Source organism: Paraburkholderia sp. MM6662-R1 (genome assembly GCF_050436245.1).
Lineage (GTDB): Bacteria > Pseudomonadota > Gammaproteobacteria > Burkholderiales > Burkholderiaceae > Paraburkholderia > Paraburkholderia tuberum.
In genome coordinates this window covers 303938-324314 of sequence record NZ_JBNDLV010000002.1, presented here as the reverse complement: position 1 = coordinate 324314, position 20377 = coordinate 303938, and the positions used below count along the sequence as shown (strand labels likewise).

Genomic DNA, 20377 nt, shown 5'->3' with positions numbered 1-20377 from the left:
CGTCGGCCGAGGGCGACCTCGTGCCGGCGCAGCCACGCCACGACGAGCCGGGCGCGACCCGCGCCGATCCGCGGCACCGCTCGCCACCAGCTCCCGCCGCGTCCGTTGCAGAAGTCGATCAGATCGCCAAGCGTCGCGATGCCTTCTGCCTTCAGACGCTGTGCGACCAGCGGGCGGAACCACATGCCGACGCCGTGATCAGGCTGTGGCTGCGCGACGGCCAGCGTCGCCGCCTGCTCCACCATCTTGAGGGTGACCGCCGTGAGGCGCGCGCTGCCATGCGCTTTAGCGGAGGCCTTCAGATGGTCGGCGAGAACTGGCGAGCCATGCTCGACCGCAAGGCTGACGAGATCGGCCTGCATGCGGCGCAGATACCCGTCAGCCCAGGCTGCCGTCGGCGCGTTCCCGTCCTCATCTTCGGTGAAATATAGTCGCGCGATCGTTGCCGCCGGCACGCGCTGTACGTAAGCGCGCAACGCGGTGAAATCAGTGCGGGTGTAGCCGCGTTCCCGCAGGACCTTCTGAGGCTGGTTGGCCACGTTTCAGTCCTCGGCGAGAGGGGCGGCCGGAAATTCAGGATCGGGCGGCCCGCGGAAGTCGAGCATGCCGCCCAGCAGCGGACCGCCCCACCCACAGAAGGCATCGGCGTAGTCGACGTCCTGTGGGGCCATTGCCGTAGCGCTTAGTAATTGGCGGACATCAACAGCAAGCTGGGCCATCCAGGCTCCTATTTCGTAGACGGGGGAGGCCCCGAAGGGCCGTGCGCGGCGTGGTGTAAAGCGCCTTCCCCCGATTTTAGACCATTAAACGTAATCCTGATAATACGACTTATCAGGATTGAACGCGGCGACAGGCGCGTTCCTGAACAGTTGAAACGGGTCCCCGGACGCAAGCGATGCTCTCAGTGGCGCCGGTTGCCTGGGGCGCCATCGCGAATGCGAAGGGGTAGATAGTTGTGGCTATGTACCCCTTCATTTCGGGACAAACCGGCCATGCAGCGCGGTCAATGACGTCCCGCCGAGGCCCGGTTCGCCGAGACGCGGTTTACTGGCTCGCCACGCTTCCTGTTGGATGCGGAGCAAGGACTATGACGATTGCGTCAGAGCCCATACGCCAGAGCTCCGGGACGTGGCGTTGCCGTGACGATAGGTGAGCGTTTTCGGGAGGTCGCTTGCTGGATCGGGACACAGGCGGCGAAAAGGCGCGGCGGCATGAACTCGTAGTGCAATATGACGTATCACCATTAAGCGCCGTGAGAGGGCGTGCCCCTGACCGCCGACACCCGGTTGAGCGGCGGGACGCAACGCTCAGCATCGCGCGGCGACTTGGTCTTGGTAATAGCAGTTATCAAAACTGAGGAGGCGACGCGAATCGGCCGGCCGTTCTCCGCTTTTCGTAGCCGGGCGCCCCTGGGAACAGCCTGATGTGAGTTCGCCAGGTGCGCGCGGCAGCGCCTGAAGGCGAGGCGAGCGCGACGGGCGGCGCACAAGCCGGCAAGGATGGCGCTCGATATTTGCCGCTTCGTCGGACGACGTTGACTGCCGTGCCAACCGATCCCGGCGCGGAACGCGGAATGGTTGCGCTGCGGCATGGGGCGCGGTATCCAGTGCGCAGGCCGCGATCGAGGTGACGGACGGCGCCGCCGGCCCGTCAGGAAAGCGGGCCGCCCCACAAAAGGTGACCTTTGAGGGCCGTGCCACCGGTGGGCAACGTTGGCTGCATCAAGGCCAGCTCGGTGGCGCCGCTCTGAAGCCGGTTGCGCACCGGTCAGCGGATCGGGTAGGGTGGCGGCATTCAACCCAACCTGAAGGACATCACCATGAACAAGCAGGACCTCGTCGACGCCATCGCCGCCCAAACCGGCACCAGCAAGGCGCTGGCCGCCGAAACGCTCGACGCGCTGCCCGGCACCATCACAGCGACCGTCACGAAGGGCGACACCGTGCAGCTGATCGGGTTCGGCGCGTTTTCGACCGGGGCGCGGGTGGCGCGTGTCGGCCGCAATCCGTCGACTGGCGCGGAAATCCAGATCCCTGCGGCGAAGACGGTCAAGTTCACGGCGGGCAAGGCGTTCAAGGATGCCGTCAACGCGTCATGACGGAGGACGCGATGCCTGGCGATTACGCCGGGCTGCACAAGGAAGTGGTCAATGTCGTCGAGTCGGCACGACGCACGGCGGCACGCAACGTCAATGCCGTAATGACCGCCGCCTACTGGGAGATCGGGCGGCAGATTGTCGCCACGGAGCAGGGCGGGCAGGCGCTGATCGCGCGACTCGCCGACGACCTGACACGCCGCTTCGGCCGTGGGTTCGGCAAGGCCAATCTGGCGAGCATGCGCGCGTTCTACGTCGCCTGGCCGGCAGCGGAGATTTTCCAGACAGTGACTGGAAAATCCGCAGCTCCCGAAAATTTCCAGACGCCGTCTGGAAAATTGCTGCCGTCTATCTGCGCGCGCTGCTTGTTCAGGACGCCCGAAGTACGTTGCAGTCGGCGTTGCGTGCGGACCCCGCGCACGCACGCCGGCTACAACGGGCGGATCAGACAGGTCCACGAACGCAAGAGCTATCACAAGACGCTGATTGCGATTGCCAACAAGCATGCCCGGATGTTGTGGGCGATGCTCGCAAAGAACGACCACTACGACGCCGATGCATGGCAACGCCATCCCATGCATCCGCCGTTACCATCCGCTACAGCATGACCCGGTTAGCCTGAGATTCAACTACTGCTCGACGCGATAGCGAGACGAGGTCGGACCGAACCGGAGAAGAACCCGACGATTCTGTTGGCGAGTCATTACCGCATGGGGCCTGGTGCCTCGTGCCTGTTCGCCGGTTTTCAAATAGGGTTCTCCTGTGCGGCTCATATCATCGCCCGCCCGCTACATCTCGGGCAACAAGGCCGTTTGCAAAGACGCAGTCTGTTCCTGGTATTGCTTCGGAGCGCAAGCCTGAGCTGACAAGGAGAAGTGATATGGCTGCCCGACCAACTGGACCACCAGCACTTTGGCGTCGTACATTTACCGGCGCCAACCAATCTCACTCCGATCTTGACTTTCGGGGGAAGTCCTTGCAAACAGAATCGGCCGATCGCGGTCCGATTCTGTTTGAATGAATCTCGCGAGAGATCGCCTAGCGTCGGACGCTGCCGATCCCTAACAGACATTGGCCGCGTCCGAAAGCGGTTATGCGAAGTCGTCCGATATGACGCCATTGATACACGTCGATTCGGCGGTATCCGCAGCACCGCTTGCCTAGTCTAGTAGTCTGTCACGCAATGGATGTGGCAAATCATTGACGCGCGGCCCAGCTTCAGCCTTGGCGGCGCGACGCCGGAACGGCTGCTGCCGTTGGCAGCATAGTCTTTACTTCTACCGCGTCAAAGCGCGAGGATCACCGCTGTAAGGTGCGAACTGTGATAAATTTCTCGCGATAAATTATATTAGGTGAAACATGAGGACCATTGAAGCCCTCGCACCCGGGGAAGATGTCGGTCGCGACACCATTTCGCGATTTGATATGCAATTTCAAGCGGCTGCATACGCGGCACTTGAAATTCTGGAGGGCAATGGCGTCGATTGTGTCTATTGCGACTATCACGATGATTTCGTCGTTCGCAAGAAGATTGGTGATCACATCTCTTATCATTTTTTTCAAGTTAAAACAAAGAAAAAAGAGAACGATCAGTACAGCCTAAGCGAAATTTTCGGCTTGTCTAAATCTGGAGTCAAAGTCGATGATGAACGCCTTAAAAAGGTTCGTTCGAGCTTCGCGGCAAAACTTATTCTTCACGGTATTGTGTTCGGGGAAACCTGTAGCGACGTCACGCTGTTATCGAACGTTCACTTCGACGATTCGGTCGTCAAGACCGTAGATGAACTTCGCGGCAAGGCGCCCAAGTCGAAAGCCGCGACCTTTCTCGCCAATAATTTCTCTGCGATCTTTCTGATCGAATCGGACAGCGACATCGTGCCAGAGATTGTTCTGAGCAAACTTTCACTGAAGCCGGCGGTTCGATACATCGGAAAGGACCGTGAGTCATTCAGTGACGCTGCAAGATCTGCGGTCCACAGATATAGCGAGATCGATCTCACCTACCACGAGACCAAACAACTAGCGGACGGTCTCGTTGACCTCGTTTATCGCAAGGCGCGAACAAAATTGGAGGGCGTCCCGCCTGACGGCATCGCTGCGCTGATCGGTGTACAGTTGGATGATCTGCTCAGCGTGCTCAGTATTTCACGGTCGGTCTACGATGCGTTGTGTGCGGGCGAAGACGAACGTGCACTGAAAACGGCCTCTGTCATTCAGCGATGGTATCGACGAGCTGAAGCAGATGAGCCCATGATCGACTACGCAGCACAGCAGAAGGTTAGCTGGGATATGTGGCTACGAAACGCACGTCACATTTACACGCCGTTTGAGCTCGCCACCTTGCTACAACGTATTGATACCTTGTTTGAATTGTGGCAGACGCGTGGCGGGGATTTCACTGTAATGCACGATCTCATCAAACATTTCGTCGCCGAACCCTCGTTGAAGACGTTCGCGGGCCTTGACGAAGGGCTGGTATTCGGTGCTATGAACGCTGTTCTGGTCCGGAAATACTCGAGATGAACTACCAAGAATTTTTTCGGAAGGCGTCGGAGAGGCAGATGCGACTTCCGCCTCCGCCTGCGCGGGCAGACTATGCCTCGACGCTGGACAACGAGGCGCTTTTTCAGCTGCCGTTGCTCGCCATGGTGATCCTAGGGTTGTCCAAGGGCCGAGCCAAGCCCCGGACCTCAGAACTAGGGCAATTGGTCGGCGAGTGTCTTGAGCGAACGGTAAGCGGCTTCAAAGGATCGTCGCAAGGGATCGGCTGGTCGGCGAACCTTCGAATTCGAACGGTAAAGGCATTAACGTTTTTAGAGCGAGCCGGATTTGCAATTGTCGATGTGCACAATGCTGTCAGCGCCACTCCCGCCGGTCGAAAGATTGTCGTGGCTGTACTTGACAGTGGAACGCCGCTCGCCGAAGCGTTGATGAACATAGAACGAAGCTACGAGAATATTCGAGCAGAGCGTCGAATCAGAGAGGAAGTTTGAAATGCAGCTTGTGTCTCTTCAGTTTGTGTCACGGGGCGTCAATGGCTGGGAAAGCCGCCCGCTGAGGTTTGGTGAGCGCACAACTTCATTGTTCGCACGCAATGGCAGCGGTAAGACACCGCTTATCCAAGCTATCGGTTTCTGTCTGGGATTTTCGACGACATTCCGTGAGGACATCCGCGAGCACTGTTCCTCTATCGTGCTCACATTTTCCCACGGCGATAGCCTGATCGAGGCGCGCCGGGAACTCACAAGCAGCGAATGTCACATCACTACGCGGGCTGGGGACGTTGCGCGCGAATTCTTCAGCGAAGGTGAGTTCTCGACAGCCTTATTTCAGACTTTAGGGATGTCTCCGCCTCTACTGGTCAGCACACAGCGCGTAGCAACCCGGCCATATATTTCTACCGTTCTACCGATCTTCTACGTCAAGCAAGACGGTGGTTATCTTGACCCCTACAGCGCACCATCGTCGTTCATACAAGATCAGTTCGTGGAGATGATTCGTTTTGTCTTCGGCCTGGCGCCCAAGCGGTCGTACTCGGCACAGAAGGACCTACTCGACGCAAAAGACGAACTCATTGCGCTGCAGCGACGGATTGTAAACCAGCAGAAAGCCGTAGCTGATTTGTCAGAGCGCGTCGATGACTCCCCTGTCGTCATTGACCTTCTTAATTCGCGATCGCAACTCATCGGTTCACAGCTCGCCGAACTCCGAGAGTCTATGAACTCCGAGGACGTTGCCAGCAACGCCCTCCGCGACCTAGTCATCGCCAAGGAGCAAAAGCTGCGGGTGGCGAGACGCGAATTCTATGAGTTAAGCACCCGCATCGCGAGTATCGACTCGATCCGCGCGGAGATAGAAGGCGAAATTCAAACCTTGTCGTTCAACGAGCAATCGCGTCGCGCCTTCGAGGCGTTTGGGGAAATCTGCAGTCGTCCAGACTGTGGGCTCTTCTTGTCCAGCTCAGATTCGTACGGGAAGAATCTGATGTACCTGAAGGATCAGATCAAGGACCTTGAGGCTAACACGGCTCGCGCGGAGGTACAGTTGGAGGTTCTGGAGCATCGTATCCAAGAGGACGAAGCAGAGCGCCAACTTATCGTTTCAAAAATGGAGGCGATACCCAAAGTAACTTCGACGGACAATCTAATCGTTGCCGTACAGGAGCTGACCAAAGAGCTTCTAGATATCGAGCAGAAGCGCGCAGCGGCGGAAGTTTTAGCGGGTGAACGCCGCAAGTACGTCCAACTCGATAGCGATCGTGGAAAGCTGCAGGATAAAATTGAGCTTCTCAACAACAACGTCCGCGGCGAGATTGAGTTCCAACGCTTACGTGCAGGCCTACGATCATCGCTTGTACGTTGGATGGATATCCTGCAGACGCTTAACGTCTCACGCGAGATCGAGATCGACTTCGCTTTTCGATTTACGTTCGGCACTGAGCCTTTGAGCATCTTCACGGGCAGTACACGTAGCCGTCTTGTGCTCGCAATCCACGCCGCACTGTTTGAGGCCTACCTCCAAGACCAAAACCGGCCTTTCCGATTCCTGATCCTTGATACCCCGAAGCAACACGAGCTGGACGGAGCAGACCTTACGAACTATCTGACCGAATTGCATACTGTTTGCAACAAATACGGCGGCCAGCTTATAGTTTCGTCCACGGAATATCGCCATGCTATTGGGCCGCTCGATGCGGAGTGGCTGCCTTCGTATCCCGGGGCCAAACAGCCTATGTACCTTGGCAAACCCGGTACTCACTTTTTCCCGACTTTACCTACGCAGTGACGTGCGCCGAAGCAGGTCGCGCGGTTTGGCGGCTCATCCGGTCGCTGCTCGTGAACGTGGCAAGCTGCCGATTGCCTCGGATCATGGTCATTTGACCATGGCAGCGGCGAGAATCGGGGCACGCATTAGGCCGACCGTGCAGCTTGAATCCCACGGATCTCACGCAAGAGGCCGAAGGCCGTGATCGGTTCGCCGGTCTGCGCGGCGGGCGTGGATGGGTAGTTGTTCACTTGTTCACACGCGGGGATGCGGATGGTTTGAGCCTGATGCCACTGACTAGCTCGCGCGCCGACCACTGGCAATCTAGAGGCGAGGGCTGCGTCCAATTTATTCGTAGGCGAGCAACCTTCCGATGTAGCTGCGCAGCAAAGCCGGCTCATCAGAACCGCAGCAACTGACTCGATCGAGGAAAAATAGGGCGCTCCTCCGGACCGGGCGTGTTTTGGACGAGACGTGTTTGACAACTGAATCGTGGCATCACGATAAGAAAACTTATCCAAATAGCCGGGTTTCGCGATGCTTTTTTTCGAAAACAGGTCGTCCGGATTGGTGTGCGGGCACTCGTTGTGAGGGACGGGGCGTGTCTGCATAGACATGGCGTCGGAACCAGTCTTGCTCCGCCCGACGGCGCGATCAGGCCGGGCTATGTTGTTCGACGGATGGTTGTATTCGTTGCGCTTGCTTCGATCCGCGTGTCTGGAATTGCTCAAGCGCGTTCGAATAAAATAGCGCTTGAGGCGGACGGGGGCAACTATGCCGTGGGAGCAACTCCGATAACGAATCGAACATTTACGGCGCACGCTATCGAACGACTGCAAGACTATATCGTCGGCGTAAGCAATCTACTGACTGCTCCTTTGCTTACGTGCGCCCGTGATTGCTCTTAAAGTAAGGCGACAGCCGCGCCCCGGAATGAGTGGCCTGCGATGCGCTGGATCACGGCTGGCCGGACATGCACAATGCCGCATGGTCGGCCGCCAGAGCCTGCGGAACGACTTCCCGAAGGAAATCCACGAACGTCTTGATCTTCGCATCGAGATACTGGCGTGACGCGTATAACACATAAGCGGTCAGCTTCTGCAACTGATAGTCGGGCAGCACGTGGATTAGCGCGCCGCTGCGCAGCGCCGGCAACGCCGTCGCCATGGGGAGCGAGCCGATGCCAACGCCCTCCCGCAGCGCAACGCTCAGCGCTTCGATAGCGTTCACCTGAAGGTCCGCTGGCGGAAATTCAAACGTTTCACTGCCATGTGGTCCTTCCAGATGCCAGCGATCGCGCGGAAACACGGACGCGACGATCTGTAGACAAGCGTGCCCCCGAAGCTCTTGCACGGAGCGCGGCGTGCCATGTTCTCTCAGATAGGCTGGCGCCGCGCAGAGCACACTGGGCACTTCGCCGAGCCGATGCGATACGAGGCCCGAATCGGGCAGATCCGTCATAGTCAGTTGAAGCGAGACGTCATAGCCTTCGTCGAGGAGGTCCGGAACGTGCTGCGATAACGTCAGCTCGACAGATACTGCAGGATTCTGTTCCCGATAGCGCAAGACTTCCGGTAAGACGTATGTCTGGCCGAAGCTCGATGTCGCATGCACCCGCAACTTTCCGGACGGCCGGGCGTGCGCATCAGCGGCTTCGGCCTCGGCCTCCTCGACATAGGCGAGAATCCGCTCGCATCGTTCAAGATAGCGCTGCCCGGCCTCGGTAAGCGCGACGCGGCGCGTGCTGCGGTTGAGCAAGCGTGCGCGCAGATGCGCCTCCAGTTGCGCGATCGACCGCGACGCATTGGCGTTCGTGATATTCAGGCGTTGAGCTGCCTCCGTGAAACTGCCCTCTTCTGCAATACGAACAAATATCCGCATCATGTGTAGCGTGTCCATTGACCATTTTCCCTGCGATGAGTTCGCCCCGCGCGCGGTCACGTGCAAGATGTCTAACGGTCCCGACCGAGACTGGTGTGGTGTTGCAGCACCGCGGTCTCGGTGTCGAACGCTGTTTCGATCTCCTGGGTGCCGCCTCCAACAGGACGATATGAAGTGCGCAGGACACTACCCGAGCGCTCCGGTCGTGTCCAGCGAACGGCTCGTGCCGCGCGGCCCGCGACTGCCATCTGCCGGACCCCTGCGCAATGCCCGATCAACGACCGCCCTCGATCCGTCAAAGTACGGAACAGTGCGATCGCCTACGTTGACACATTTGCCGCCACCGGCGAAGTTTGACGAGGGCGCGGAGAACGCCGCCCGACAATGAAACAGGAGGCAAGCGTGAGCATAGAGAGTGAAACCATGCGCGTGATCGAGGTGCGCTCCAATAGTATTCACGATTTGAAGATCATTGAACAACCGATTCCTCGCCCCGGCCGAGGGGAAGTCTTGATCCGCGTTCGGGCCGCGAGTCTCAATTATCGAGACTTGGTGATCGTCAAAGGGACCTATAGCTCGGGAATCAAGTACCCTTTGGTACCACTATCTGATTGCTGCGGCGAGATAGTGGAGGTTGGGGCAGGTGTTACGCGATTTGAGCTTGGAGAGCGGGTCATACCGACGCTGATTCAAGGTTGGCTCAGCGGAACTTTCGTCGGCAAACGTCGAATGCTCGGATGGCCGCTTCCGGGTGTGTTGCAAGACTACGTTGTGGTCCCGGCCGAGGATGCAGTGGCCGCCCCGCTCAGCCTGTCGGACGCGGAGGCGGCAACGCTTCCCATCGCTGCAGTAACGGCTTGGATGGCATTGATCGAAACTGGCGCCAAGGCAGGCGAGTGGGTGCTCGTAGAGGGTACGGGCGGCGTAGCGCTCTTTGGCTTACAGTTGGCAAAGGCAATGGGAGCGCGGGTCGCAATCATTACTTCAAGCGACGAGAAAGCGGAGCGTGCGCTCGCGCTGGGTGCCGATCATGCAATCAATTACCGCACGAGAGCGGACTGGGACAACGCCGTGCTGGAGGCGACAGCCGGCCGGGGCGTGAACGTAGTGGTAGAGACCGTCGGGTCGACCATACCGAGGGCACTCTCGGCCATGGCCTCGGGCGGACGCGCCGCCATCGTTGGATTCCTTGGTAGCACAGAGACAAGCCTTAACATCGTGCCATTCCTTGAAAAAACGGTCAGCGTCCGAGGTATCGCATGTGGGCCGCGCGATCAGTTCGAGGCTATGAATACAGCCATCGACGCATGCGGTATTAAGCCGGTTGTGGGAGCCGTGTTCCCAATGGAGCGGGCCGCCGAAGCATTCGCACTGATGGAGCGCGGCGGGCACTTCGGCAAGATTGTGATCGAGATGTAGGGGCACCCGTGTGTGCCTGGCGACGCGGAAGAATTGTCGCCTTCGGAGCTTTTCGCTAACGCGTACAGACGCGGCACCCGACTAGGTGTTCGTATGGAACGGGAGCTCTTCGCAGTTGACCACGTGCGGCCGCAACGCGCGTATTGTATCCACCATCCCGCCATCAACCGCTTGCTGGTAAGGACACACAATGCATCGCCACATGCTGAAATCGAAAATTCACCGCGCGGTTGTCACACACTGCGAACTGCATTACGAGGGCTCGTGCGCCATCGATGAGGATCTGCTCGAAGCCGCGAATATCGTCGAAAACGAGCGGATCGATATCTGGAACATTAACAACGGCGAGCGCTTCTCGACGTATGCGATCAAGGGGGAACGCGGTAGCGGCATGGTTTCGCTGAACGGTTCAGCTGCGCGTCGTGCGCATCTCGGCGATCTCGTGATCATTGCAGCATTCGCAACGGTCGACGAAGCCGAACTGAAGGCCCGCTGGAAGCCAGATTTGGTTTTCGTCGACGGGGACAACAAGATCAAGGGCAGCCGCGATTACGTGCCGACGCAGAACTGGTCTTAGTTGGTAGGTGAAGCGCGAAATCGAGTTCCTCGACGGCACCGTGTAAGCAGCCTCTTCGAGGAGACGATACGGCAAAGCGACCGGTAGGGCGCCGGCCACTTATGCGAGCCTCCAAGGCGCCGCTGTTTCCTGCCGCGCTGCTACGCGCAACGTCGCTGATCTCGCCGGACTACGCACCTTAGCCTACGCGACTGATTGCAGTGAGGCTATCAACTGCGGTGAGCACATTGTAAATGACTAGTTCCGTGTCGGATGGTTCACGGAAACTCAACTTCTCGACCGTGCGCAGCACCTGCGTCTCGCAATAGACGGCAGTGTGATAACCGCGGTCCCGCAGGAAGATGTGCCCAAGTTTGAAGTTATCGCGGGTCGCGTCGAATCTGATGGGATAACGGCGCGACGATTCGCGTGCGTACTCCAGCGCCCACGCCGGACACCCGTGCCGTTTCGCTGCGGCACTCGACCAGTGTGGTTGGGTTCGCTCTGCGATCATTGATGTGGTCACAGATGGTCCTCGATGCGATCGCTAGTAACGTCAGTGGCGCCCTGCGTCGCACCGAGGCTTATCGATTGGCTTAACATCGGCATGAAACTTCACTTTGTGCGGTCGAAGCTCTGAGCCTACACATTCCCTCTGCTTCAGCGACCCATGATGATGGCACTATGCGAGCGACTATCAATTGTGTACGCGATAAGCCATGGCGTGGCAAGGAGTGGCGCGGCGATCGAAATATACGCCCGCCTATCACTTCTCTCAAATTCGAGATCGGCTCTTTGCCAAAGTTCTATATCTTTGCGAAGGTACTGCGTTTCGTAATGCCGCTGCAACAGCAGAGAAACTGTTGACGCTGTTCGTGTCCCCTCGCAACAATTTGCGATAAAAGCATCATAGCTGGCGTTGCGACCGGAATGGTATGCCGACCGTTCAGGCAATGCCTGGACCTGCGCGATCATTGCGTCACGCAGCCACAAGCATGGCATTGCGTGCTATTGCACCCAGCAACAGTCGTCCGAAGGCTGGATGAACCTCTCGCAGGCTGCGGGTCATCTCGAGACCATGTGAAAGTTTGCGGGTTTGCCTGACCCATCGCACCGTGTGCCGGGACGCATCAGTCAAATATACGGAAGTAAGCACCGCTCTCTGATTATCGGGGCCCCGCGCACTTGTGCTGCATATGATACCTGCCGCGCATCCGAAGTACGGAACGGCCTGTGGCGAAGCGTTGACCCTCGTAGCTCCCCTCTGTCTAATCGCTAGCAGGCTGTTGAAGCACCTCGCGCCGCGGTCATCCAGCTGGGAGGGATGGTACGCCGCACCCTGAATTGAACTCGGTATCGCGCGCTATCTGAAGTGAGACAGCCGAAGTTGCCGAGCGCCGGAGAGGAGAAAGTCAATCTTTACGAGCACGGAATGCGGCGGATTGGGCGACGGGTGTCGTCGCGTGTTCGAGGGTGCGCAACGCGAGGACCCCGGCGGGATGAAAGCCTCGGTCGTCGTTCAGAATGGATCGCCGAAGTCGAAGGCGACATTGTCACCAATGGATGGGAGAGTCTGATGAAAGTATTGATTGTTCACGCGCATCCGGAGCCGAAAAGCTTTAATGGAGCTCTCACTGAGAGGGCAATACAATGCCTGGAATCGACTGGGCACGAGGTCGTCGTTTCCGACCTCTATCGGATGACATGGCAACCGCGCTCTTCGCGAGAGAACTTCCTGACAACAGCCAACGCCGACTTCTTCAAGCAGCAAATTGAAGAGGACTATGCTTCGAACAACGGTGGCTTTGCGCTCGATGTTCAGCAGGAGATCGACAAGCTATTTGCGTGCGACGCTTTGATTTTCCAGTTTCCTCTCTGGTGGTTCTCGGTCCCGGCGATACTGAAGGGATGGGCTGACAGGGTATTTGCTTTCGGAAAGGTCTACGGCTACCAAAACATGCTGGAGACAGGCTGCTTGCGCGGACGTAGAGCGATGGTTTCGGTAACCACCGGTGCTGTTGAATCACTGTACACCAGCGACAAGAGCGGCCTCGGACACATCGAGGATATTCTGTATCACGTAAATTTCGGAATGTTCCGATTTACTGGTTTTGACGTCCTTCGGCCGTTCGTGAGTTGGGGGCCGAGCCAGAAATCATTTGAAGAACGACAAGAGATGTTGGATCAATATGAAGCCCGGCTGAGTCGGATGTGGACAGAGGAGCCCATGACGTTTCGGGAGCGGCGGGAGAACAAGTTGCTCGTAAAGGTTTGAAGAGCGGCTGACGAGGACGACCGCACGTGCCGAACATCGAACGCCGCTTACACTGCCCTTCGGGTCTGGCATAGGCGTGACGTCGAACGACTCCCACGGGTCGTCGTCGGCACCGTCAGCCACCGCTTGAAGTCCGCTGCCGTTCCGTGTTTCGCCGCTGTTCGCCGTGCTTCGCCAGAATCGAAGCTGCATTTCGCAAACTATCAGTTGAGTGCTCCTGCAGGTAGGACGTAACCTGAGTTTTGATCCGTCGTCGGCCTTTTCGGTTTCTTTGCCCCTGTTAGGTGGCGATCAGGAGACGGGTTACTCGCTCAGTTCACAAACAATTCAGGCTATTGGGAGGGGTCGATGACAAGGGAAGTCACCGGGGTTACTTACGTCGGCAGTCCGGCGCCCAACCAGCGAGGCGCAGCGCAAGTTTCGGGACAGGTCCAATATACGGATGACTACGTCTTTCCCCGCCAGTTGTACGCGCATTTCGTACGCAGTCCGTATGCCTCGGCAACGATCAAGTCGATCGATCTGTCGGGGGCGCGGCGCGTGCATGGTGTTGTCATTGCAATGGATGGAGAGGAGGTCTCCGGTTTGATCGGGCCGGTGGGGAATCCCTTTTTGCCTTCAGGCATCGGCGGCAAGGATGTCTCCATTTATAGCCTTGCGCGCGACTACGTGACGTTCGAGGGGCAGGCTGTCGCTGTAATCGTCGCAGAGGACAAGGATACCGCCGCGCAAGCGGCAGCCCGGGTCAAGGTCGAATATGAAGTCCGCAGGCCCGCCATCACTCTTGAAGAAGCACTCGCACCCGATGCGCCGCACGTGATTCCGGAATGGGATTCTAACGTCATGGTCTCCCTGGCGCTGGCGGACGGGGACTCTGACGGAGCCTTCGGATCGGCCGCCCATGTTGTGAAGGCGAACATCGCTGTCCACCGCCATTCTGCTCAGCCCATGGAAACACGCGCTTACAACGCCGTGTGGGACGGGGAGGACAAAATGGTGACACTCTACGCCGCGACACAAGCGCCACACCCTCTGCGTTATCTTCTTGCCGAGTCGTTGCGCCTTCCGGAAAACCGGGTCCGGGTTATTGCACCGCTCAATGGCGGAGCGTTCGGATACAAGATGTACTCCCACACCGAGGAGCCGTTGCTGTGCTTGCTGGCGATGAAGACACGGCGACCGGTTAAGTGGGTAGAGACGCGCGAAGAATGCCTGATGACCGGCAGCCGCGAACAGCAGCACAGCATTGAAATCGCGTTTTCCGAGGATGGTCGCATGCTTGCCGTGCGCGATCGCATTCGCGCCAACGTTGGCGCGCCGGCTCCCAATCTCGGCTGGCCAATGGCGGTCGTCACGATGATGACTCTTCCCGGTCCATACGATGTCTCGAACGTCGATCTCGGACTCGAGGTAGTCGTGACCAACAAAGGTCCGTGGAACCCCCTACGGGGATACGGCAAGGAGGGCGCTGCCATCGCATTGGAATTTGCCATGGATAGAGCAGCTCGGCAGCTCGACATAGATCCGGTCGAACTGCGCATGCGCAACTTCATCGATAGCGACCAGTTTCCCAACAAGCGCCCTACTGGTCAGGTCTTCGACTCCGGCGACTACTCGGGTGCGCTCAGTAAGGCTGTCGAAGCAATCGACTATGCGGGCATGCGCGCCAAACAAAATCAACTGCGACGTGAGGGGCGCTATCTCGGAATCGGAATCGCTTACGAGGTTTGTCCCGAGGGCGGCGGCTTTCCAGCTACTCTGACTATCGGCTACGACGCCTCGACGGTCAAAGTCGATGCGAGCGGACAGGTGACAGTCAGCACCGGGGTGACCGATCCGGGTACGGGCAACGCGACGGGGATTGCGCAGATGGTTGCCGACGAACTCGGCGTAGCGATAGAAGACGTGCGTGTCGTGCAGGGCGATACCGAGCGGTGTCCATTTGGCGGAGGCAACTTCTCCAGCAGAAGCCTTTGCCTCGGCGGGGCTGCAGCCGTGACTGCTGCCCGTCAAATACGAGACACGCTGGGCAAAGTCGCAGCGAAGCTACTAGAGGTTTCCGATGAGGAAGTGAGGTTCGCGGATGGCCGGTTCGTAGCCGAGTCCACGGACAACAGCGTAACGCTGCGGGAGGCCAGTTGGGCCGCCTATACGCATAACAATGACGCGATCGGCTCGATGGTCACTCCACCGCTGGAGGTGACGGCCACCTGCCGCGCCGACGCGCTTAACCACAACCCGGATGAGAAAGGGAGAATCAGCAATTTCAACACGTTCGCTAACGGTGCCTATATCGTCATTGTTGAGGTTGATCCGGAAACTGGCAGCGTCACTCCATTAAGTTCTACCGCCGCACACGATTGCGGAAAGACTATCAATCCATTGCTCGTCGAAGGCCAACTAAATGGTTCGCTCGCCATGGCCTTGGGCGCCATGTTGAGCGAAGAGCAATGTTACTCCGAGACAGGGGGCATGACGACACGCGGTTTCGCGGACTACGTGATGCTGCGGGCCTTGGACGTGCCACCCTTAACCCTGATCAGTCATGACTCGCCCAGTCCGCATACGCCGCATGGTGCGAAAGGTGCCGGTGAATCGGGGGCAGGCGGTTTCTCGATCGCGCTGGTCAATGCGGTCAACGACGCTCTCGCGCCCTTGGGTGCAGAATTGACCGAGTTTCCAGTTTCCGCGCCGAATGTTTGGAAGGCGATCCAAAAAGGGAAGCAGGCGCATAAAGGTGGAGGTGAATCATGATCGGCGTTCAATACGCCAGGCCCAGGAAGTTGGAGGACGCAACGAAGCTGCTGGCAAGCTTGGGCGCTGGCGCCTCCGTGATCGCCGGCGGCCAGGAACTCATGCCGACACTCAATTATCGGGTCTTCGCACCGTCAGTCCTTGTAGACATAAATGGTCTCAGGGAACTCAAGGGTGTCGAATTCGAGGGAGAATCGCTGTCCTTAGGCGCGCTTTGCGTCCATCGAGAACTGGCGCACGATCCGCTCGTTTCGGAGCATGCACCCCTATTAGCGTATGCACTTTCTCAAATCGGTGGCGGTTGGCAGGTGCGCAATCGCGGGACGTTGGGTGGCAATATCGTCTCTATGCATCCGCTCTATGACACCCTCCCGCCGCTGCTCGCCCTTGGAGCATCGGTTGTAGTCGCACGCGATGGCGATGTTCGGACAATGCCATTGTCAGCCGTGATTAGCGACAGCAATCACGGCCTTGGCAGCGATGCCATTTTGACGCGCGTGCTCGTGCCGAGGCTGTCTCCCGTGGCAGGTTGGGGCTATTACAAGTTGAAGAACACGCATGGAGCTTATGCCTCGGCAACAGCCGCAGCGCTGGTCGAACTGGATGGCGATAGTTTGATGGAAATCAGCCTCGTTGTAGGATCGGTCGAGCCCCTTCCCCGTGACCTGCGCAAGGACATGGCCGACCTCAGAGGCCTGCCTGCCGACGGTGACCTGTTGAATGCGATCGAGCGAATCGCCACAGAGATCGTGAGCAATCCGATTTCTGACCAGAGGGGCGATGCTGACTATCGTCGTGCAATGAGCGGCGTGTGTGCACGGCGAGCTGTCTCGCAAGCCATTGAAAGGGCCCGCCTAGGAGGCGGATTGATACGGAGCGCCACGCGATGACAGATAACGTTGAGGAAATGTTCGAGGATTCGGTTTCTTTGAGTTGCCGGCTCAATGGGAAGCTTTGCGAGGAGCTGATACCCCCTGAAACGTCCCTTCTAACCTTCGTGCGCGAGATGCAGGGGTTGAAGGGCACACATATGGGATGTATGACAGGTCACTGTGGCGCGTGTACGGTATTGATCGACGGCAAGGTCGCCAAGTCCTGCATCACATTGGCCGCGACCGCGCTTCGTACCTCGATCACAACTATCGAAGGACTTGCTCACCAGGACGGTACTCTTAGTGAGATACAGACCGCATTTCGCGATGCCAGTGCTTTTCAATGCGGTTTCTGTGCTCCAGGTATGGTCCTAACAGCAGTAGAACTGTTGTCTTCAAACCTCGATCCGAGCGAAGAGGAAATTCGCGAGTCTCTCTCGGGAAATCTGTGCCGCTGTACCGGGTATCGAAGCATAGTTGCCGGCATCCAGCTCGCCGCGGAGCGGATTAGGAGTCGAAGAGGCGACCGGGTAGAACTTAGCACGGCCCAAAATGGAAAGGCTGCTCCGAAGGGCGAGGATTGAGCCCGGTACGACAGGAACAGAGATAGGCAGACAACGCCGCCGCAGCCAATCAGCGGCATCAAGGCCGAGGCGGCGCTTTGAGTCAGTCAAGGGTGACAAGACGATCGCGGAGATCGCGGAGAAGCGCGGCGTGCACCCGAGCTAGTGTTCCGTCCCATCGTTAACTCGGCTACGTGCGCGTAGCATGATGGCATCACCGGAACCGGCGATGCCGTCATGTCGATGGGACGATCGAAGGCGCAACTGGTATTGAGTAAAGAGGAGCGTTCGCAACTGACTTCGATAGCGAGTTCGCGCTCGATTTCGGCGGCGCTGTTGACACTTGCGCGCATCGTGCTGGTATCTGTTGCCGGGGAGCACAACAGCGCAATTGCCCAGCGCCTGGAACTCACGCGTGCCACGGTGGGTAAGTGGCGTGTCCGGCTTCTGGAGCATCGCATCAACGGGCTGTATGACGAAGTACGTCCCAGCAAGCCGCGCAGCATTGACGACGAGCGGCTGCCCCAACTGATTCACAAGATTTACGCACCACCTCGGCGACAAGGTAAGTATCTCGACACCACAACTTGGCGCACTGCCAAATACGGTGCAATTGAGCACGGAAGTCGCGCCGTGAACCTTCGGCGTACGCGCGCTCTATCGCAATCTGGCCTCACGAGGCTTGCTCTGAGCCGCTGAGAGCTTTGCTGGCTCGGTCGCGACGAGACGTGTGGTTGGAGCAAAGTGTTTTGTGGCGGCGAGAAGTTCCGCCTTAAGATGGGCTGCATCAATCCAATGTTGTGCGAGACGACGCTGGCGCCGATGCCGCGGTCGGGCAAGCATCAGCGGCGCATTCTTCCCTAATGAGCAACGATTTGCTGCGTCCTGTCGACTTATCGTCGCCGGAGGCATCCACTTGCCAAACATTGCTGCGGTAGGTCAAACGAGATGTAGTCGATAGCGGCGAGCGCCAAGGGAGCATGCCGGAACGCGAACGCCTTCAGGCACACAGGCACGAGTTCAAGGAGTTGTGCCCCCAATGAGATCCTGAAGCTGGCGAACGCGCTTTTCTTCCAGGCGGAACTCGACTGCCGCACGCAGTCCTGAAAGCCCTCATTGATCAGCATCGCGATACCTTGAGAATCGAGCCGATATGCAAAGTTCTGGCTGTGCCCCATTGGGCTACCCGCGTCATGCCGCACGCGCCTTCTCAATCCGTCGCAGCCCTGTGCCCGTGCGACGCTCTATGGCCGCAAACCGAGTGCATCTGGCGGGCCAACGTGCGGGTCTACGGGTGGGCAATCTGCTCGGCCACAGCGCCACAGTAGAGAGAGTGGCCTTTCGTTTCCGGCGATCTCTTTCATGGTAGTCGCCATCGCGGGACAGCGCCGAGCGGTCGGACATAACCATAATACCTTTCGCCTTGAAGTGCTCCAGATTAACTGCCCCGGTCCAAAGGTTCAATAAGCTGATTGCGCACTTAGCAACGCGAGCCTGTCGCGTTGTCTTCGCTTAGATGCGGTTCACCTCCTACGCGAGTTTCGTATCAGCGCTACTTTTTGCCTTGCGGCATCCACTGTTTTCGCTGAGGGGCGCGGAGCATGTCTAACACCCGGCACTTCCGGTGTACGGAACGCATCAGCATCTGTCCTTGATCTCGTCAGTCACGGCTTATTTAATGAAGCCATATTTCAAATTAGCGGAGACAGGGGCGCTCGCCCACCAACTGAGTCGGCAGACTCATACCCTAAGAAGACGGTCTCTGAGCTGTCTTGCGGCGTGCGATAAGCCCATAAGGCGCACGTCCTTTTGCAATCAGCGATTTCGTCTTTCAGGTGATCCAGAATTGCTAAATTACAGGCGCTTCTTGTTTTTTGCCAGACCGTACGGATAGCGGCGGGGATCAAGAAGACCGATATCGGAGGGGACTATGAAGAGACGGCGTGTGCGAATGCTTGGTATGGTGGGCGGCATAGGCGTTGCGATGGTCGTGGCTGTCGCCTGCCGCGCTTGGGGCGAGGCCGATGAACAGATATCCAGAGCACCCTGCGTTTATTACACGGGTGGCTGTACGATCCTCGTCTCGTACCCCGCTGGCAACGTTCGTCTGATCCCGTGAGTTAACTGCAAGTGATTTTGTCATTGCTGGCGATGCACCGCTCGGGATCACAGCCTTCTTTACCGGATAGGATGCATTGTCCGGTGTCTTATGCGTTTGTTGCGCCCGAAAGCGGTGTCCCAGAGGTGCCTGGTACCAAGCGCCGATCTTTCGCTCGCGCTTCGCGCCGCAGCGTGTTCCTGGTCACGATGGCCTTGATCGTTTGGAGCTGCAATAGGCATACCCTATGCCGGTCAGAACTAATCGATAGTTGTACCGCACAGCATTTGCACTTGTAATGGGTTGTCATGTCGCAGGGTGCGCATGGACTCGTGGAGGAGAAAATAGTGAAGGTTCTAGTCCCAGTAAAGAGAGTGATCGACTACAACGTGAAAGTCCGGGTGAAGTCGGACAACACAGGCGTTGACATCGCGAATGTAAAGATGTCGATGAACCCGTTCGACGAAATTGCCGTGGAAGAGGCGGTGCGCCTGAAAGAAGCCGGGGCAGCGACCGAGGTGATTGCCGTGTCGGCGGGCGTCGCGCAATGTCAGGAAACGCTGCGCACGGCGCTGGCGATTGGCGCGGACCGCGCGATCCTGATCGAATCGGATGAGGACCTGCAGCCGCTGGCGGTCGCGAAGCTGTTGAAGGCCGTGATTGACAAGGAACAGCCGCAACTGGTGATCCTCGGCAAACAGGCAATCGACGACGACTCGAACCAGACGGGCCAGATGCTCGCCGCCCTAGCGGGCCTGCCGCAAGCGACCTTCGCCTCGAAGGTGGTAATCGCCGATGGCCACGTCACCGTTACGCGAGAGGTGGACGGCGGTGCGGAAACGCTGTCGCTGACGTTGCCGGCGGTGGTGACCACTGATCTGCGCTTGAACGAGCCGCGCTATGTGACGCTGCCCAATATCATGAAGGCGAAGAAGAAGCCGCTCGAAGCGTTGAAGCCTGAAGACCTTGGCGTGGACGTCGCGCCGCGTCTGAAGACGCTAAAGGTCGTTGAGCCTCCGAAGCGCAGCGCCGGCGTGATGGTGCCTGACGTGAAGACGCTGGTCCAAAAGCTGAAGACCGAAGCCAAGGTGCTGTAAGAG

16 protein-coding genes, 3 pseudogenes and 1 other annotated feature are annotated in these 20377 nt (G+C 58.3%); of the genes and pseudogenes, 14 read left to right on the top strand and 5 right to left on the bottom strand.

Annotation, left to right across the window (positions count from 1 at the left end):
* Nucleotides 1-539, bottom strand: a 539-nt coding sequence (locus OKW39_RS22620; RefSeq protein ID WP_429563725.1) for a phage integrase family protein, incomplete at its 3' end; no start/stop codon positions are given.
* Nucleotides 540-542: 3 nt separating this feature from the next.
* Nucleotides 543-719 carry a hypothetical protein gene (locus tag OKW39_RS22615; protein ID WP_429563724.1) on the bottom strand — a complete coding sequence of 59 codons (177 nt, stop codon included), beginning with the start codon at nt 717-719 and terminating at the stop codon, nt 543-545.
* Nucleotides 720-1819: 1100 nt separating this feature from the next.
* On the opposite strand from OKW39_RS22615, the gene OKW39_RS22610 reads away from it, so the two are divergent.
* The 6 genes and pseudogenes from OKW39_RS22610 (at nt 1820) to OKW39_RS22585 (ending at nt 6880) form a co-directional block, all read left to right on the top strand.
* The gene (locus tag OKW39_RS22610; protein WP_429563723.1) at nt 1820-2098 is read left to right on the top strand and encodes an HU family DNA-binding protein; all 279 of its coding nucleotides are present in this window, start codon (nt 1820-1822) and stop codon (nt 2096-2098) included.
* A pseudogene (locus OKW39_RS22605) lies at nt 2095-2379 on the top strand (DUF1016 N-terminal domain-containing protein); the annotation flags it as partial. The gene OKW39_RS22610 and the pseudogene OKW39_RS22605, both read left to right, overlap by 4 nt.
* 192 nt (nt 2380-2571) lie before the next feature.
* Nucleotides 2572-2703: pseudogene (locus OKW39_RS22600) on the top strand (IS110 family transposase); the annotation flags it as partial.
* Nucleotides 2704-3454: 751 nt separating this feature from the next.
* A complete protein-coding gene (locus tag OKW39_RS22595) occupies nt 3455-4618 on the top strand; it encodes a dsDNA nuclease domain-containing protein (RefSeq protein WP_429563722.1) in 1164 nt (387 codons plus the stop codon).
* Entirely contained in the window at nt 4615-5088 is a 474-nt protein-coding gene (locus OKW39_RS22590) for a hypothetical protein (protein ID WP_429563721.1), read from the top strand. Before OKW39_RS22595 ends, OKW39_RS22590 begins: the two co-directional genes overlap by 4 nt.
* Nucleotide 5089: 1 nt before the next feature.
* Nucleotides 5090-6880, top strand: coding sequence for a hypothetical protein (locus OKW39_RS22585; RefSeq protein WP_429563720.1), 1791 nt, complete (start codon nt 5090-5092; stop codon nt 6878-6880).
* 125 nt (nt 6881-7005) lie between these two features.
* Here OKW39_RS22585 and OKW39_RS22580 read toward each other — a convergent pair whose 3' ends face one another.
* On the bottom strand, nt 7006-7590 hold the full coding sequence (locus OKW39_RS22580; protein WP_429563719.1) for a hypothetical protein: 585 nt from the start codon (nt 7588-7590) through the stop codon (nt 7006-7008).
* Between the two features lie 226 nt (nt 7591-7816).
* Entirely contained in the window at nt 7817-8758 is a 942-nt protein-coding gene (locus OKW39_RS22575) for a LysR family transcriptional regulator (RefSeq protein ID WP_131315381.1), read from the bottom strand.
* 384 nt (nt 8759-9142) lie between these two features.
* Between OKW39_RS22575 and OKW39_RS22570 the strand changes: the two genes are divergently transcribed.
* Nucleotides 9143-10159, top strand: a complete 1017-nt coding sequence (locus OKW39_RS22570; protein ID WP_429563718.1) for a zinc-dependent alcohol dehydrogenase family protein — start codon at nt 9143-9145, stop codon at nt 10157-10159.
* A 190-nt stretch (nt 10160-10349) separates the two neighbouring features.
* A complete protein-coding gene (gene panD / locus OKW39_RS22565) occupies nt 10350-10736 on the top strand; it encodes an aspartate 1-decarboxylase (protein ID WP_131315382.1) in 387 nt (128 codons plus the stop codon).
* A 178-nt stretch (nt 10737-10914) separates the two neighbouring features.
* Here panD and OKW39_RS22560 read toward each other — a convergent pair whose 3' ends face one another.
* Nucleotides 10915-11241, bottom strand: coding sequence for a hypothetical protein (locus OKW39_RS22560; RefSeq protein ID WP_429563717.1), 327 nt, complete (start codon nt 11239-11241; stop codon nt 10915-10917).
* A gap of 1050 nt (nt 11242-12291) precedes the next feature.
* Between OKW39_RS22560 and OKW39_RS22555 the strand changes: the two genes are divergently transcribed.
* The 6 genes and pseudogenes from OKW39_RS22555 to OKW39_RS22530 all read left to right on the top strand — a co-directional run bounded on the left by OKW39_RS22555 (nt 12292) and on the right by OKW39_RS22530 (nt 20374).
* A complete protein-coding gene (locus tag OKW39_RS22555) occupies nt 12292-12990 on the top strand; it encodes an NAD(P)H-dependent oxidoreductase (protein WP_131315383.1) in 699 nt (232 codons plus the stop codon).
* A 348-nt stretch (nt 12991-13338) separates the two neighbouring features.
* A complete protein-coding gene (locus OKW39_RS22550; RefSeq protein WP_429563716.1) occupies nt 13339-15744 on the top strand; it encodes a xanthine dehydrogenase family protein molybdopterin-binding subunit in 2406 nt (801 codons plus the stop codon).
* A complete protein-coding gene (locus OKW39_RS22545; protein WP_131315385.1) occupies nt 15741-16634 on the top strand; it encodes an FAD binding domain-containing protein in 894 nt (297 codons plus the stop codon). The genes OKW39_RS22550 and OKW39_RS22545 overlap by 4 nt, the downstream gene beginning before the upstream one ends.
* The gene (locus OKW39_RS22540; RefSeq protein ID WP_429563715.1) at nt 16631-17200 is read left to right on the top strand and encodes a (2Fe-2S)-binding protein; all 570 of its coding nucleotides are present in this window, start codon (nt 16631-16633) and stop codon (nt 17198-17200) included. Before OKW39_RS22545 ends, OKW39_RS22540 begins: the two co-directional genes overlap by 4 nt.
* 216 nt (nt 17201-17416) lie before the next feature.
* Nucleotides 17417-17713 (top strand): annotated as a pseudogene (locus tag OKW39_RS22535) (helix-turn-helix domain-containing protein); the annotation flags it as partial.
* A 527-nt stretch (nt 17714-18240) separates the two neighbouring features.
* Nucleotides 18241-18354 (top strand) — a sequence feature (AL1L pseudoknot).
* 1270 nt (nt 18355-19624) lie between these two features.
* Nucleotides 19625-20374, top strand: a complete 750-nt coding sequence (locus tag OKW39_RS22530; protein ID WP_133665353.1) for an electron transfer flavoprotein subunit beta/FixA family protein — start codon at nt 19625-19627, stop codon at nt 20372-20374.
* The last annotated feature ends 3 nt before the right edge of the window (nt 20375-20377 follow it).

Excerpts from the sequence above, each read along its gene's own strand:
- OKW39_RS22615 (WP_429563724.1), bottom strand. The coding sequence starts at position 719 with ATGGCCCAGCTTGCTGTTGATGTCCGCCAATTACTAAGCGCTACGGCA.
- OKW39_RS22610 (WP_429563723.1), top strand. The coding sequence starts at position 1,820 with ATGAACAAGCAGGACCTCGTCGACGCCATCGCCGCCCAAACCGGCACC.
- OKW39_RS22595 (WP_429563722.1), top strand. The coding sequence starts at position 3,455 with ATGAGGACCATTGAAGCCCTCGCACCCGGGGAAGATGTCGGTCGCGAC.
- OKW39_RS22590 (WP_429563721.1), top strand. The coding sequence starts at position 4,615 with ATGAACTACCAAGAATTTTTTCGGAAGGCGTCGGAGAGGCAGATGCGA.
- OKW39_RS22585 (WP_429563720.1), top strand. The coding sequence starts at position 5,090 with ATGCAGCTTGTGTCTCTTCAGTTTGTGTCACGGGGCGTCAATGGCTGG.
- OKW39_RS22575 (WP_131315381.1), bottom strand. The coding sequence starts at position 8,758 with ATGGACACGCTACACATGATGCGGATATTTGTTCGTATTGCAGAAGAG.
- panD (WP_131315382.1), top strand. The coding sequence starts at position 10,350 with ATGCATCGCCACATGCTGAAATCGAAAATTCACCGCGCGGTTGTCACA.
- OKW39_RS22555 (WP_131315383.1), top strand. The coding sequence starts at position 12,292 with ATGAAAGTATTGATTGTTCACGCGCATCCGGAGCCGAAAAGCTTTAAT.
- OKW39_RS22550 (WP_429563716.1), top strand. The coding sequence starts at position 13,339 with ATGACAAGGGAAGTCACCGGGGTTACTTACGTCGGCAGTCCGGCGCCC.
- OKW39_RS22545 (WP_131315385.1), top strand. The coding sequence starts at position 15,741 with ATGATCGGCGTTCAATACGCCAGGCCCAGGAAGTTGGAGGACGCAACG.
- OKW39_RS22540 (WP_429563715.1), top strand. The coding sequence starts at position 16,631 with ATGACAGATAACGTTGAGGAAATGTTCGAGGATTCGGTTTCTTTGAGT.